The following is a 15,014-nucleotide window of genomic DNA, read 5'->3' as shown; positions in this document are numbered from 1 at the left end:
GCTTTTTATCCAAAGATATATTTCACGATCTATTCTCATTTCTTGTATTTATCCTTCAGAGTTCAAACTAACGATATTATCTAACACTAATCGTTTTAATTGTCTGGCAAAATAAATTATAACACTACCTCTCTTTACAAAAATGAGGCTATTTAGTTCTATTCAATTCGTTGCATGCTTCCTTTTTACATAGATAAGACCTTGTGGTGATATCGCCAACAGACCTGTGATGACACCGCGACAGGCCCATACTCATCTGGTTTGAAAGTAATTGAGCAAAACTGAGCGCCCAGAATACCCTTTGATTCCTTTTGTCCGAAATTGCACCGCTGAATGATGAACGAAAAGGGAATATCGAAGAGAGCAGATTGCAGTAAGTTATATGTCTAAGTAACTCTACGGGCATATCAATACAAAGATACTGGTTTTCCTTTATAAAATTGTTCGATAAGGACATCCGAAGAACCGTCTAATAGATAATCCTTGGGGTGAACTGACAAATTAGAAATGATTGCCTCAAATGGCGTCATATGTAACTAAAGCCCCGAATAACCGGTTTTTTTGTGTAAATTCTTTATATAAATACCGACTATCATACGTTAAAAGCGTATTTCAATCAGTTATAAACAGCCTGTAGATAAATCGCAATGGTAAAAAAAAGCGATAGCGACTACCTTAACTTAATATACAGCTAACGTTAACATAACAGCTAAACATCACCTTTGTCTGAAGTAAGTGTAAAGAGTACACCTAACTTAAAGCACAAAGTGATTTGATATGTATTTACAAAAACGATTAGGCAGCCGGTTAGCGGGAGAAAAGCCTTTGCTCTCCAGGGCAGGGCTTCTATTGCTCTGCAGTCTGGCTGCAGCCCCATCCATGGCGGCGGTTAAAATGCCCTCAGGTGCACAACAGCAGGCCGTTGCCCTACAGCAGACGGTGAAAGGTACGGTGACCGATGCGCAGCAGGTACCCATTCCGGGGGTAAGTGTAAGGGTGAAGAACAGGCCCGCAAACGGTACCACAACCGACGGCAGCGGTAATTTCTCGCTGGACGCCCGTGCCGGTGAAACACTGGTTTTCACCTATATCGGCTATGAAACCAAAGAAGTTGTCGTAGAAGAAGGAAATACGCCGGTAATAGTAAAGCTAAATCCTAGTGCCAATGAACTGGACGAGGTAACTGTTTCCATCGGTTACCAGCGGGTAAGAAAATCAGATGTGACGGGCGCAATCTCCAGCGTGAAAAGCGACGAACTGAACTTAACTGCTCCCAAGCTCGGACAGGCCCTGGTGGGCAAACTGGCCGGCGTACAGGTGTCCCAGACCAGCGGGGCTCCCTATAACAGTACCAAAATCGTGGTAAGGGGTATTGGATCCATCAACGCAAGCTCCGATCCGCTGTACGTGATCGACGGCTATCCCGCTGGCAACAACATCAATATCAACCCCAACGACATCGAGTCCATAGACGTGCTCAAAGATGCCGCTTCTGCGGCCATTTATGGATCCCGCGGGGCCGGCGGCGTGATACTCATCACCACCAAAAGGGGAAAGGAAGGCACCAGCCATGTCGATTACGATGTACAGGCGGGTTTCGGACAGCTTTCCAAGAAAGTCGATCTCCTGAATGCCTCCCAGTTTATCGACCTGTTGATCGACGGGCGCAACAATGCATACAAAGATCTGGTAGTCAATTCCGGAAGGACCTGGTCGGACAATATGTTCATGGACGACAATGCCACGCGTGTGGCACTGGTCGGAAATGCCGGCTCCGTCCAGATCCCTGCCGATATCTACGATTTTTCCACAGGCCGGGCCAAAGCCCCTCAATATGATACCGACTGGCAGGATGAGCTCTACCGAAATGCCCCTTTCCAGCGGCATAACCTCTCCTTCTACGGAGGCAGCGAAAAGGTCCACTATTACATCAGCGGATCCTATCAGGACCAGAAAGGGATCATGCACGGTACCGACCAGACCCTCTTCAATTTCCGCAGCAACATCGATGCCCAGATCAGCAAAAGGCTACAGGTAGGGGCCAATATCGCCTTTACCTATAATGACAACAATGAGGTGGGAACCGGCCGTTACAACGAGAGCCCCTCCATGGCCGCCCTGTTGTACCTACCCTACCTGCCAGCTCGGGACGAAAGCGATAACCCCATCCAGTACCAGATGGCCGAACTTTCCGCACAGAACTACGGCGTGCAGAATCCGGAAAACCCGCTCGCTTATGTATCCATGGTGAAGGACAACCGCAGGGAGCGCCGTTCCCTGTACAATGCTTTCGCCAATTTTGACATCATCGAGGGCTTAAGATTAAGAGTAAATGGCGGGGCGACAACTTATAATGAAAAGTACGATTACTATAAGCCAACCAGCCTGAGCAACGGAAACTATGCCCCTTATTCCCCTCAGGCAATCCAGGCAGCCTATGCGCAGGCCGACAACCGGGGAGACCTGGATATACTCGGTGAGGCCACTTTAAACTACAAAAAGTCATTCGGCGACCATAACCTGGATGCGCTGATAGGATATTCCGCCCAGCAGACGGATGTAGATTTCATCTCAGTCCGGGCCAACGGCTTCCAGAGCGATGCCATCGGTGAGATCACCGACAAAGGCGCTGCCCCGGCAAATTTCTGGTTGGAAAAGGCCTATAAACAGCGTACCACCCTGCAGTCCTATTTCAGCCGGGTAAGCTATAACTATAAGTCGAAGTATTTCCTGCAGGGAACCCTGCGAACCGATGCTTCCTCCCGTTTCGGCCCACAGAATAGGTGGGGACTGTTCGGGTCTGTATCGGGGGGCTGGACCTTGTCGAACGAGGACTTCTATAACGACTGGTTAGGCCAGGGCTCTTCGGTCAAACTGAGGGCAAGCTGGGGACTGAGCGGGAACAACAACATCGGCGACTACGAGGCCCTGACAACTTATAATGCACCGGGCGGCACGGTGATAGGTGGCCAGGTGGCAACAGCTTATTGGCCGGACGACCTGAAGGATCCGAACCTGGGCTGGGAGTCCACTTCCCAGTACAATGCCGGTTTGGACGTAGGCATCCTGAACGGACGGGTGAATTTCATGGCAAATCTCTACCTGAGCCGCTCCTACAACCTGCTGTTCAACCAGCCTATTTCGGCCGTATCGGGAGCTTCTTCCATCCTCACCAATCTGAAGGACAGTAAGGTACAGAACAAGGGTTTCGATTTCCAGGTTGACGCCGCACTTGTCCAAAGGCAGGACTTCAATCTGTCCTTCAGCGGAAACATCAACGTGAACCGCAATAAGGTGCTCGACCTGGGCGGTGCCTCCACCATCTATGTCAACGGTGCCGAACGTTCCTATATTACCCATGTTACCCAGCAGGGACAGCCCGTCGGTATGTTCTGGGGATTCAGGGTACTGGGCGTAGCCGATGAGGGGAACTACCAGACCGTCGCTCCCTCCGCAGCACAGTCCAACCCGATGCAGCCGGGCGACCTGTACTTCGAGGATATCAACAATGATGGTATTGTAAACGACAGCGACAAACAGATCATCGGTACTCCTTATCCCAATTTTACCTATGGCTTTGCCATCAGCGCCCGCTATAAGAAATTCGATTTACGGGCTTCCTTCAATGGTTCACAGGGAAACAAGATCCTGGACGGTTATGATTATTATCTCTATAACATGGAAGGATCCGGCAACCAGTATGCCGACGTGGATCAGCGCTGGCGTTCGGCGGCGAGCCCCGGCAACGGCAAGGTTTACAGAGCTTCCAGAGCAGGTACCCAGAGCAACAGTACCCGTTTATCTGATTTCTATCTACAAGATGGATCCTACTTAAGGATGACCAATATCATCGTGGGCTTTACCTTCCCTGAGAACTGGATTTCTTCCATGAAAATAGCCGGCGCACGGATTTTTGCCAGTGTGGACAATCCTTTCACGATCACTAAATATAAAGGCTATAATCCGGAACCGGATTACAACAATGGAAACAACGCCGCGAACCTCACGCCCGGCGTCGATTATGGATTGTATCCCTTGGTGCGCTCTTATAACCTCGGTCTAAAAGTAACATTCTAAACAGTAAAGAACATGAAGTGGAAATATATACTGCCCATTGCCGTTATCACACTGGGCTCCTGCAGTAAAGACTTTCTGGATCAGACCGATCCGAACGCGACATTGATAGAAGATTATTTCAAAAGCGAGAACGACGTCCTGCTGGCCGTGAACGGTCTCTACCAGTCGCTCCGCAGCGGAAATACCCTTGGCGAAAGCAGTGGCCAGTACAGCGAACAGCGTTCCGACAATACCGGCACCAACGACAACCAGTCCAATTCGGGGGAACCCTTTCAGTTCAACGATTTCTCCCTGCTCCCCAGTAATTCTTACCTGAAAACGCACTGGGTGAACATGTATGACGGGATTGCGCGGTGCAATACCTTATTGGCCCATATTGATGAGGTGGCTTTTTCGGGTGAAGACACCAAAAAACGCTACATGGCTGAGACGAAATTCATCCGTGCACTGCTGTATTTTCATATGGTACGCAAATGGGGCGCCATTCCCTTAACAACCGTGCCGCCCACCACTACGGACGAGGTGTCGGCTGTGGCATATCGGCAAGACGAAGCTGTGGTATACACGCAGATTGTGCAGGATTTAACCGAGGCTCTGGACAGCAACCTGCCCGATCAGCAATGGGATTATGCCGTCGGCAGGGTTTCAAAAGCGGCCATCAACGCGATATTGGGACAGGTATACCTGACGATGGCCTCCACCCTGGCCGACAACAGCCAGCAGAACCTAGCTTCCGCAGAGACCTACCTCACTGCCGCCTATAACATGCGGAGCTTTGGCGAGCTGAGGGAGATACCTTACGAAAATGTGTTCGACGTAGATAAAAAGAATACCTGCAGGGAACTGGTCTTCCAGGTCCAGTACCTGCAGGGCGACCAGAACTATTCTTCCTCCATCGCCCGCAACAACCAGGCAAGGGGAGAGAACATCAATTCGCGGATGCCGGCCACCGGGGTCGGCGGAAACGTGAAGCGGGACCTGGTAAACGACTATGAGCAGGGCGATCTCCGCAAGGACTTCTCCGTTAAGTTCGCCGCGGACCCGCAGGTGAACGACTGGTTCATCACCAAGTTCCGCGATACCAGTCCGGCAGCCGGCGAGCAGGGATGGGGAGGGAACGACTGGATCCTGATCCGTTACGCCGATATCATGCTCCTGCTGGCCGAAACCAAAATGAAACTGGGCAAAGAAAACGAGGCTATCGATCTATTGGATCAGGTCAGGGCGCGCGCCGGGATGCCCTCTTATCAGGAATCTATGCAAGATGCAGGCTACGCTTCGAAATACCCAACCTTGAAGGAAGCTATCCTTCATGAACGCCGCGTAGAGCTGGCCTTTGAAAACCACCGCTGGTTCGACCTCATCCGCAATTACAGCCCCGAGGAACTGGTCGCTTATTTCAGAGCTAAAAACCAGAGCGATTATGGCCTGGCCAATCTTAATAACATCAGTACAAAAGACCGGTATTTCCCGATTCCTTATGATGAATATCAATTGGATCCCGAGAAAATGTATCAAAACCCCGGATATTGATCAATATGAAAATATCAATAAATATGAACAGGATAGGGAAATATTTCCCTGTCTTGTTTCTTGTTGTAATGGCTTTGATTTCGTCTCCTGTTAGAGCGCAGGAATCGAAGGGAACCAAACCGCGTTACCCTTTGAGCTTGGAGCATCTTAGCGAACAAGAAATTGTAAAAACTAAAAATTATTACCTCTTGTCCTTATTACAGGAAGAAGTGGTAAAACAGATTTTAGTTCAGGATCCGTCACTTCAAGCGCTTGCTATTAAGAAAAAAGAACAATTGCACTTGGCCCTCAAAAACTGCAAAGACACCGGATGTCTATTGGATGCCATGCGCTTCACAGATATAGATATAGACACGGCGGGTGCTGTTTTAAGTAAGCTGTATATGAGCTCTCCAGCGTTATCAGATCTAGTGAAGCAAAAACTTCGCCCGTCAAAAGCCTATTATCAATTTAATCGACTAAGCCTTGAAAAAGAGTTGATAGAAGCTTGGAAACAGGATATAAAAGGTGTGAATTATACCATAGACGTCTATGGTGGAGGCGAAAAACCTAATTATCCGAATATCGACTCTATTGCCTTCAACGTGAAGAGTCGCTCTTACATGAATCTCCTTTATGATGTAGTGGCTTCCATAGCAGATGATGCGGATAAGTTTTCCTTGTTTTTTGAAAGCAGCTTGGAGAGCGCTTTACGTTTATTGGAGATCAATGAACGATTTGACGCGTCAAATCTAGAACCGATGACCTTGAACGACAACCAAGCAGCCATTTTGAAGATAAAAACCACCGCATGGGATCAGTATCCCTATAGCCTGATTTTGGTCCCCGGTGCAGGACCGGAAGATCCAACCGTGGCATTAAGCGCTGAAGGGATGTTACGGTGTAGGGTTGCTGCCAATCGCTTCCGTGAAGGATTGGCTCCTTTTATTATGGTGTCGGGAGGAAATGTACATCCCTATAAAACAAAGTTCAACGAGGCCGTCGAAATGAAAAAGTACCTCGTGAAAAAAATGGGTATTCCCGAAGAGGCAATACTCGTAGAACCCCATGCTAGACATACCACTACCAATATGCGCAACTGTGCCCGTATCATGTACAATTATGGTTTTCCGATGGATAAATGGGCTCTTACCTCTACAGATCGCTACCAAAGCCATTATATCAGCAACATGGAAGCGAGATGCATGAAAGAATTGGGCTATGTTCCTTATAAACTTGGCAAAAGGTTAAGTGATACGGAACAAGCTTTTTTACCCTTAGAAAACGCCCTTCAAATTAATCCCTATGAGCCGCTTGATCCATAATCCGCCACTCTTTTAACTAAAGGTAAATAAGCTAAATTGCAGAAAATACCGTTTGCTTATTCACCTCCAATTTGGTTCTTTGCTTTTTAGTGATCATCGGTCCGAAGCGACTCAATGCATTCGGCTTAAGGAAAGTGACAGAAACGGCTTGTCCGTTCAGCTTCTCGGCTAAACTGTCAATGTTTAGATTTTTAGTATACCGTTTACTGATAAAGTACATGCCACTTTTGTCCTCCAATTCTACAATGTAATCACCCAAACCCCCTTTATCTACATTAGTAACTACCGATTGAATTTGAGTAGCGTTCCCTTCAGCTACTTCAACCGGTTTCAATAAAAAATAGAAAACAGCTACTATACCCCATCCTAAAAGTAAAGCAGCCAACATGAGAAAACGATTCATAAGCTACATATTCAAGCAATAACAATTGATTATCAGCAATATACAAATAAAATTTAACTTATGTTTCTTCTTTCTGCAATATCTCTTTAATATCCGAATTTGGTTCGTAAATCAGTTCACTTTATCATTTTAGTCAAAAAAATAAAGTTTGTTAATATGAACGGGAAAATCTATGTTCTTTGTTTCAACTAATTCCTTATCCCTTCAGCAGCTTTTCCAGATAAGCTATCTTTTCCTTTTCCGCTTCTAACAGCCGTTCGTACAGTTTTTTATTTTCTTCGTACGCTTCAATTAATTTATCAAGAGGATTAAAGGTATAAGCAGGATTAGAACTGTAAGCTCCCGCACCGCTATTATCATTAAAAGTATTAAAATAATTGATCACATTATCCTCGTCAAAATTCTCTATCGCCTCGGGAGTTACACCTAAAATTTCTGCCACTTGTGCCAACAACTCGCTTTCGATAGTATCTTTCTTTTCCATTGCCGAAACTGCCTGCTGGCTCATTCCGAGCTCAATGGCTAAAGCTTCCTGCTTCATTCCACGAAGTTCACGGACACGGCTTATTTTTGGACCAATACGATTCGGTTTTTGTGTTGCGCTCATAGCCCAAAGATAGCAATTTTAACAGATGTAATAAATAGGCCTATTCGGTAAATTACAATACATCGCTGGTAAAATACCCTGAACTCTGGTTCGGTACGACGATACTATTTGGGAAATTTGGTGTTATAACACCAACGACTATGATGGAATCAAACGCAATCAGCCTCTGGCAGACGGATTATCCAAGCTCCCTTTATCCACATGAATATGCCGATCCCATAGGGGTTATCAAACAGGTCTTCGACCAGTACACGTTAAAGCAAATACAGATAGCACTGTGGAACTGGCTCCCTTTTCAAATGACAGATGAAATCAAGCCAACAGCAGATCAGCGGTTTTTCCTTTTCCGCTTGGGCAACCAATTGGACAGGTTGGTTGATGCAGCATGGGTTTTGGTTAACCAGTATCAGGAAATAACCTATCACGCCGATCCAAATCTTAAGAATCTGATCAATTCCGATACCCTTTCTTTTCTTTCACTAGAGGAAGCTAGAAATCCTATTAAAACGATGAGAAAACTTTTCAAAGGCTCCAAACTCCATAGATGGAAGACAATTGCGATATACGATAGACAACTAGCTTTATTGGATCCTTTTTTCTGGATGCACGGTAATTCGATGTATCTTAGGGAATTCGGTGAATATGTTAATCTTAACAGTTTGGCGGAAGCGGCCTATCAATTGGCAGGAAGTATGGATAATCTTAATGCCGATTATCATTGGTCGATCGAGACAACCGGAATAGACGATCCCATTAATTGGGGTGTGGGTTATTTCAAAACAAAAGAAATAAAGGACGTTCTAAACAGTCTTGCTTTTCTGTACCACATTAAGAGATGGTCACAGGAATGGCACCCATCCGCTGCATTTCAATTAATGCAGCATTATGGTGATTTATATAGGCTGATACATTTAGCCCATTATCTGGCGAACAATGTTAACATCCCTTCTCCGGATGATAGTTCTGAACGGATCATTGAAGCCCTTAAAAAGAAATTCAGGAAATTTTCCATTGGCAAAACAGCACGGTTCCTAACCGACTGTATTTCGCTTTCTTGGACTTTTAGAGAGGTTTCCGAACGCCTGAAACCGGATGAAAACGAATTAAAACACGTAGAAAATATCATACATCTAACCACAAACTATTTCACATATTACAAAAAAACCTAACAACCATGGAAAAATTTACGGGAAATGAAAGCTTTCTTTCTTCGTATGAAAGCTCTATTTACAATATACGCAGTTCGCTGAAATTCATAAAAACAACCCATCACTATCGCCTTTTCTTGCAAAATCTATATAAAGTGGTCATCAGCGCAGAACGGTGGCCGGAGGAAACGCTGTCTGCCCTACAGAATAATTTTGAAGAGTTATTATTTGCACTGGATGCCGCATGGTTGGAACATGAACACCAGTTACAGATCGAGGCACGTTATGGTACCAGAGAAGAAGAAACTAAGGTGGACGTTCTGCAACCTTCCTTTTCAGATTATACAATAGATCAATATTATCCCCGCTTACAGGAAAGCACATGGCCAGTTGAACGGAACCATCGTTTTAAAGGCGAAATCCAATTTCTGAATCAAGATGAAATACATTCATCGGAAGTGTTCTATAGAAAATTCTTTGGACGGAGGAGTCAGGGCGATTGGAAACGTTACCTTACCCTCTGGATGGAGAGCGCACTTGATGATAGAAGCATAATTGAAGTCCACGGATTCTCCCCGGCAGAAATATACGAGGACTATGTTGATCTTGTTAAGTTAATGGAAATCGTCTGGCTGGTAGAAAAACAGGAAAGAGAACTTCTTTATCATGAACTGGTTCCGTGGTTCGATATGAATAATTACCCCTATATGGGTAAGATCGAAAGCACTTTTAATCCCTATAGCGATTTATATGGATTCTTTCATTACACATCACTTATGGCATATAAAAGAGACCTTGGCCGATGGATGAAACTTGTATTTGAACAGGAGAAAATATGGGAAGGAACTCCAGCAGATCTGATCGACCTGTTTAAAACCCTTGTCCACATGACGGACTGTCTTTGGCTCATAAGGCAATTAGGTCCGAATTACCCCAAAAGCTGGAACAACACCAATACAACCTATTCTTTTCAGCATGCCCCAATACCAAAAGAAAATTATCGCTACAGGTTACCTGAGGAAACGGTTAAAAATCCCGAAAATTATCTGCGTGAATTTTTTGACCTATACGATCTCCAGTTTTGTTTCCATATTCTCTTCGAATCGCTTACGGCAGCTTTGGGACATGAAGAACCTTATCCTTTTGATAAAAAGGAAATAGCAAGCTTTCATGCCAATCTGGTCAAATTGCTGGAAGCGGGATATCTGGTACAGGCAAAGAAATACCCAAACAGGCAACATTGACAGCATGATTAAATTTTATAGCTATGGACACAATTCCCGCAGAAGTCCTTCAGGAGGCAGACCTCATCACCGCACGCTTGGTCAATACGCTGTTGATAGAACAAGTATATCTAAATAATATAGTTGAGGATGATGCAACATATTGGGAACTTATCATCCTCATTCCTAATTCAAGCACACAGCACATTACCGAAGCCCGGCCACTGGTTAGAATGGTAATGACGCTTCATATTCAGTTCAGATACCGCTTGTTCTATTTTCATGACGTGAAAGCCGGACTCAAAATGGGTAGCATGGTGTTTTTTTCCATCTGTCAGCCGGATATGCTGGTATATATCAGTCCCGAAAGTGATATCCCCCTTTTTAACAATAAAACCACCTTTCAGAAAGTTTATAAAAGAGCAATCATTGAACAGGGAAAAGAAAGAAACAAAATACGCTCGTTCAGGGAGGGAACGGATTTCTACTTTGAAAAGGGAAACGACCAGCTATGCGCATTGATGTTACATCAAGTTTTTGAGTTATGCTACCGTTTTGCGGAGATTGCTCTTATAGGAAAAGAAAAGATATCCCATTCTTTGCGTAACCATCACAAATTCCTGCTACCCTATATTCCCGAGCTTAAAACGCTTTTCAACGAGGAGGACGAAAGGGAAATGGCCATTCTTTACATTTTGGATGAAGCCTACCTTACCGTTCGTTATGAAAACAGCTACCAGATATCAAAAGATGACCTAATGCTGTTGATACAGAAATCTATTAACCTGCAACAAATAGTGGATGACAAATCCAGATTGGCGCAGCAACAGTTTGAAATGCGTTTCGGAAATTACGAAGAGGTAGAGCAACAATCTGAACCGTCAAGTGAACAGAGGGCGGAAACATCTGAAAAAATTATTTCTAATCCTGCAATTGAACTATTTAATCCCTTACCCATTATGGAAAAGATCATTGAAAAAATCACCAAGGAAGTAGATACTATTCGAATTTACCGTATCGGAAAAAGTTCCCGTTTCTTGACCCACGATAGTTCTTACATGGAAAAATCGGAAAAAGACTCCGAGGACCGCTACTATTTATTGGTAATTACCAAAGACGAACAGTCGAACGATATTTACCGTATACAAAGCGATATCAATCAGGATAAAAATATGGACGCAAATGTCGTGTTACTTTTTCATGGCATGGCATCTGTGACTAGAGCAATGAAAAACGGCAATCCTTTCTTTTACCATATAATTACAATCGGGGAACAGATATTTGTAAACAAAGAGCTATCCGAAATATGGCAAATACCCAATGAAGTGAAAAGGCCGAAATAGACCCTGAAACAAAAAAAATGAAATGGTGGAACCGGAGGCGGAAAATTATCGCATTTATAGAATCAGCCTCTAATCTTACCTATGATGATAATGAAGACGTAGAGCTATGTCTGCTTGCACTTTCACTTGAGCAGATATGTTTGGCCTATATCGAAACCTTTTTGGATTACAAACCTAATCTGCAAAGCCTTTCACATCTCTATAACCTTTGTTCCTATATCACCGTAAAGGCGGATGAATTTTTTCCTAGGATTACGGAAGAGGATAATCGGTTATTCGGATTGTTATCACAGGGACTTAACAATTTGAGATTCCGTTCTTCTCTGTTTTATCATCCCACGGATGTAGCTATCTTAAACAGAAGATGCGAGTATTGGTTGGAATTTGTCACGAAGGAAGTTGAAGGTCGCCTTGAAACACCACAAATAAGCAGAAATTAATCTAAAACCATCCTTTACACTTATTCCAGATTTTAAGTAATACTCATTTGCGCTATAGCTACAAATATTTTCTTGCTAAAGTAATTAGCCCATACAAGTAAAGAATCTTTAATGGTTTTGGTATCTTTAACTGCTTTTTTGGAGCATCGCTTGTATGAAAAAATCTGAAATCCAACAACGTCTGAATACCCTTGCACAAAATATAGAGCGAGACACTTTCATTTACAGCTTTTATCTTGTTTCGGTTTATCTAGAACGACCATCGCGCGTCTAAGAAAGGGAGACTATAACCTTTCTAAGGTTGAAGGAGAGTTATTCTATAAAGGAAAGATATTCTTTAAAATAGAACAATCGGATAAGCTTATTCATACCATTGATGATATAAGTAAAAATGAAGCTATTTTAAAACAAAAGCCACGTTTTATCGTGGTTACTGATTTTGAAAGTGTATTAGCAACTGATACGAAGCTAAAAATAAACAAAGAATTTCAGATACAAGAACTGGGGGAACAAATTGATTTTTTCTTGCCCTTATCAGGAGCCGAAATATATAGAGTAAGTTCAGATAATAAAGCTGATCGGGATGCAGCGTATAAATTGGGTGAGCTTTATGATATATTAGTCGTAGATAACCCCGAATGGTTAGGACAAGGAAGCCACCAGCTCAATTTGTTTTTATCAAGGCTTTTGTTCTGTTATTTTGCAGAAGATACTGGCATTTTTCCGGTAAAAAGTATGTTTACCGAGGCCCTAGCTAATAATACCAACGTAGATGGTGCTGATGTAAATGATTTTCTTTCAACATTATTTAAAAAATTGAATACCGAATCTGGGAAAACAGGATTTCCAGACTACCTTAACAACTTTCCTTACGTCAATGGCGGCTTGTTTCGGGATGAGATTGCTTGCCCCAAATTCACTAAAAAATCCCGTCAAATCTTATTGGATTCGGGAGAATTGGACTGGTCAGAAATCAACCCTGATATCTTTGGGTCTATGATACAGGCTGTGGCAGATCCATCCGAGCGCACTAACCTTGGTATGCACTATACATCAGTGCAGAACATTCTCAAATTGATCAAACCGCTTTTTTTAGATGAGCTGTATGCAGAATTTGAGAAAAACAAGGAAAATGCTAGAGGCCTAGAAAAACTACTATTACGGATATCTAAAATTAAATTATTTGATCCTGCTTGTGGTAGCGGCAATTTTCTTATTATTAGTTACAAGGAATTGCGTAATCTGGAAGTGCTAATTATCAAGCAATTGATCGATCTCAATCAAGATCAGCGCAAAATATTTTTTACTTCTCTATCACTTACGCAATTTTATGGCATAGAAATCAAGGATTTTGCACATGAAATGGCAATTCTTTCTCTTTGGCTAGCTGAGCACCAAATGAATCAAGTATTCGAAACGGAATTACTAGATTACGGACAATCCAAACCCATACTTCCACTTAAAGAAGCAGGCAATATCGTACAAGGCAATGCGGCGCGTATTAGTTGGGATGAGGTTTGTCCAAAGACAGATAATGACGAAATCTATATTATTGGGAATCCACCATATTTGGGAGCCAGGTTACAAAATGAGGTTCAAAAAGAAGACATTACGCTGAACTTGAAAAACGTAAAAGGTGCCAATAATCTTGATTACATTTTCATTTGGTTTTATAAGGGATCAAAATTTATACAGAGTGTCAATGCCAAATTGGCTTTTGTTTCTACAAATTCCGCATGCCAAGGAGAGCAAGTTTCCTTGCTGTGGCCATCAATTTTGAGTAATGGAGTTGAGATTAATTTTGCCTATCGATCATTTAAATGGATTAACAATGCAAAGGGAAATGCAGGCGTTACAGTGATTATAGTGGGGATTAGAAATGTATCTAATGCTCCTAAATATATCTTCACCGATGGTATAGCAAGACCCGCAAAAAATATTAATGCCTATTTGCTTGATAGCGCGGATGTTTACATTACTTCGAGGTCAAAGTCTATATCAGGTCTTCCTGAAATGAATTTTGGAAGTATGCCAAATGATGGTGGTGCTTTGATATTAAACGAAAAAGAGTATTTCTCTTTAAGAGATTCTATTGTCAATTCAGATGGTTTCTTAAAGAATTTTATTGGGGCTGATGAGTTTCTCAAAGGTACCAAAAGATATTGCTTATGGTTTGATAAAACCAATTTTCAACAGTTTGAAAATATCGAAGAGATAAAATTACGTTTTAAAAAGGTATTAAATCATCGAGAATCCAGTACCAGAAAAGCGACAAGAAAATTGAGTGATATTTTTTATTCATTCGGAGAGGTTAGACATAAAGAAGGAGATTCTATTATTATTCCAAGACATTCCTCAGAAAAAAGAGACTATATCCCCTTAGGATTTTTTAATTCTGAAACCGTTATTGCGGATTCCGCTCTTGCCATCTACGATGCCCAACCTTGGCTTTTTGGTGTCTTGCACTCCAAGATGCACATGGTTTGGGTGGATGCGGTAGGTGGAAAATTAAAAACAGATTATCGTTATTCTGCCAAGCTTTGCTACAATACCTTTCCGTTTCCAGAGATCAACGCTAAACAAAAGGAAATGGTCACGCAATATGTTTTTGATATTTTGGATGAGCGTGCGAAATTCAGTGAGAAGACTATGGCGTGGATGTACAATCCAGAGACTATGCCGATAGGTTTAAAGAAGGCTCACCACGCACTTGACCTTGCTATTGAACGTCTTTACCGATTGGCTCCATTTTATTCAGACGAAGAGCGGTTAGAATATCTGTTTAAACTATATGATGAGATGAGCAGAAAGAATACATTGTTTGCTAAGGAGAAGAAAGTGAGGAAAAAGAAATGAGTGTCTTGTCCTGATATAGGTTGACAGTTTATTATTTACAAACTGACAAGCATGATGGCGAAATTACAGAGAATGACCGT

The 15,014-nt window shown here is 42.9% G+C and carries 11 protein-coding genes and 1 pseudogene; 9 read left to right on the top strand and 3 right to left on the bottom strand.

The window, feature by feature from the left end; genetic code table 11:
* Nucleotides 1-755: 755 nt before the first annotated feature.
* On the bottom strand, nucleotides 756-1,085 hold the full coding sequence (locus EPX21_RS23030; RefSeq protein WP_240768530.1) for a hypothetical protein: 330 nt from the start codon (nucleotides 1,083-1,085) through the stop codon (nucleotides 756-758).
* Between EPX21_RS23030 and EPX21_RS05580 the strand changes: the two genes are divergently transcribed.
* From EPX21_RS05580 to EPX21_RS05570, 3 genes are read left to right on the top strand one after another with little or no spacing between them, the layout of a single operon-like run.
* Nucleotides 976-4,077: a TonB-dependent receptor gene (locus EPX21_RS05580; RefSeq protein WP_240768528.1), complete on the top strand. Its 3,102-nt coding sequence runs from the start codon at nucleotides 976-978 to the stop codon at nucleotides 4,075-4,077. The two genes, EPX21_RS23030 and EPX21_RS05580, sit on opposite strands and share 110 nt — an antisense overlap.
* 12 nt (nucleotides 4,078-4,089) lie before the next feature.
* Nucleotides 4,090-5,610: a RagB/SusD family nutrient uptake outer membrane protein gene (locus EPX21_RS05575; RefSeq protein WP_134088685.1), complete on the top strand. Its 1,521-nt coding sequence runs from the start codon at nucleotides 4,090-4,092 to the stop codon at nucleotides 5,608-5,610.
* 23 nt (nucleotides 5,611-5,633) lie between these two features.
* Complete coding sequence (locus EPX21_RS05570; RefSeq protein ID WP_206106006.1) at nucleotides 5,634-6,914, top strand: YdcF family protein; 1,281 nt, start codon at nucleotides 5,634-5,636, stop codon at nucleotides 6,912-6,914.
* A 31-nt stretch (nucleotides 6,915-6,945) separates the two neighbouring features.
* On the opposite strand, the gene EPX21_RS05565 is transcribed toward EPX21_RS05570, so the two are convergent.
* Both EPX21_RS05565 and EPX21_RS05560 read right to left on the bottom strand, forming a co-directional pair.
* Nucleotides 6,946-7,317, bottom strand: a complete 372-nt coding sequence (locus EPX21_RS05565; protein ID WP_134088684.1) for a hypothetical protein — start codon at nucleotides 7,315-7,317, stop codon at nucleotides 6,946-6,948.
* Between the two features lie 196 nt (nucleotides 7,318-7,513).
* Nucleotides 7,514-7,924, bottom strand: a complete 411-nt coding sequence (locus EPX21_RS05560) for a helix-turn-helix domain-containing protein (protein WP_134088683.1) — start codon at nucleotides 7,922-7,924, stop codon at nucleotides 7,514-7,516.
* Nucleotides 7,925-8,064: 140 nt separating this feature from the next.
* Here EPX21_RS05560 and EPX21_RS05555 point away from each other — a divergent pair, with 140 nt between their 5' ends.
* From EPX21_RS05555 to EPX21_RS05535, 6 genes and pseudogenes are all read left to right on the top strand, one after another.
* Nucleotides 8,065-9,093 (top strand): hypothetical protein, encoded by a 1,029-nt coding sequence (locus EPX21_RS05555; RefSeq protein WP_134088682.1) that lies wholly within the window; start codon nucleotides 8,065-8,067, stop codon nucleotides 9,091-9,093.
* A 5-nt stretch (nucleotides 9,094-9,098) separates the two neighbouring features.
* Nucleotides 9,099-10,316, top strand: coding sequence for a hypothetical protein (locus EPX21_RS05550; RefSeq protein WP_134088681.1), 1,218 nt, complete (start codon nucleotides 9,099-9,101; stop codon nucleotides 10,314-10,316).
* A 23-nt stretch (nucleotides 10,317-10,339) separates the two neighbouring features.
* Nucleotides 10,340-11,638, top strand: a complete 1,299-nt coding sequence (locus EPX21_RS05545; RefSeq protein ID WP_134088680.1) for a hypothetical protein — start codon at nucleotides 10,340-10,342, stop codon at nucleotides 11,636-11,638.
* Between the two features lie 17 nt (nucleotides 11,639-11,655).
* The gene (locus tag EPX21_RS05540) at nucleotides 11,656-12,078 is read left to right on the top strand and encodes a hypothetical protein (protein WP_134088679.1); all 423 of its coding nucleotides are present in this window, start codon (nucleotides 11,656-11,658) and stop codon (nucleotides 12,076-12,078) included.
* Nucleotides 12,079-12,294: 216 nt separating this feature from the next.
* A pseudogene (locus tag EPX21_RS23410) lies at nucleotides 12,295-12,957 on the top strand (type IIL restriction-modification enzyme MmeI); the annotation flags it as partial.
* A 117-nt stretch (nucleotides 12,958-13,074) separates the two neighbouring features.
* A complete protein-coding gene (locus tag EPX21_RS05535) occupies nucleotides 13,075-14,934 on the top strand; it encodes a class I SAM-dependent DNA methyltransferase (RefSeq protein WP_370450932.1) in 1,860 nt (619 codons plus the stop codon).
* Nucleotides 14,935-15,014: the final 80 nt, after the last annotated feature.

This window comes from Olivibacter sp. XZL3, assembly GCF_004368405.1.
Taxonomy (GTDB): Bacteria; Bacteroidota; Bacteroidia; order Sphingobacteriales; family Sphingobacteriaceae; genus Olivibacter.
The sequence above is the reverse complement of the archived record's forward strand: the minus strand, read 5'-3'. Positions and strand labels throughout refer to the sequence as shown.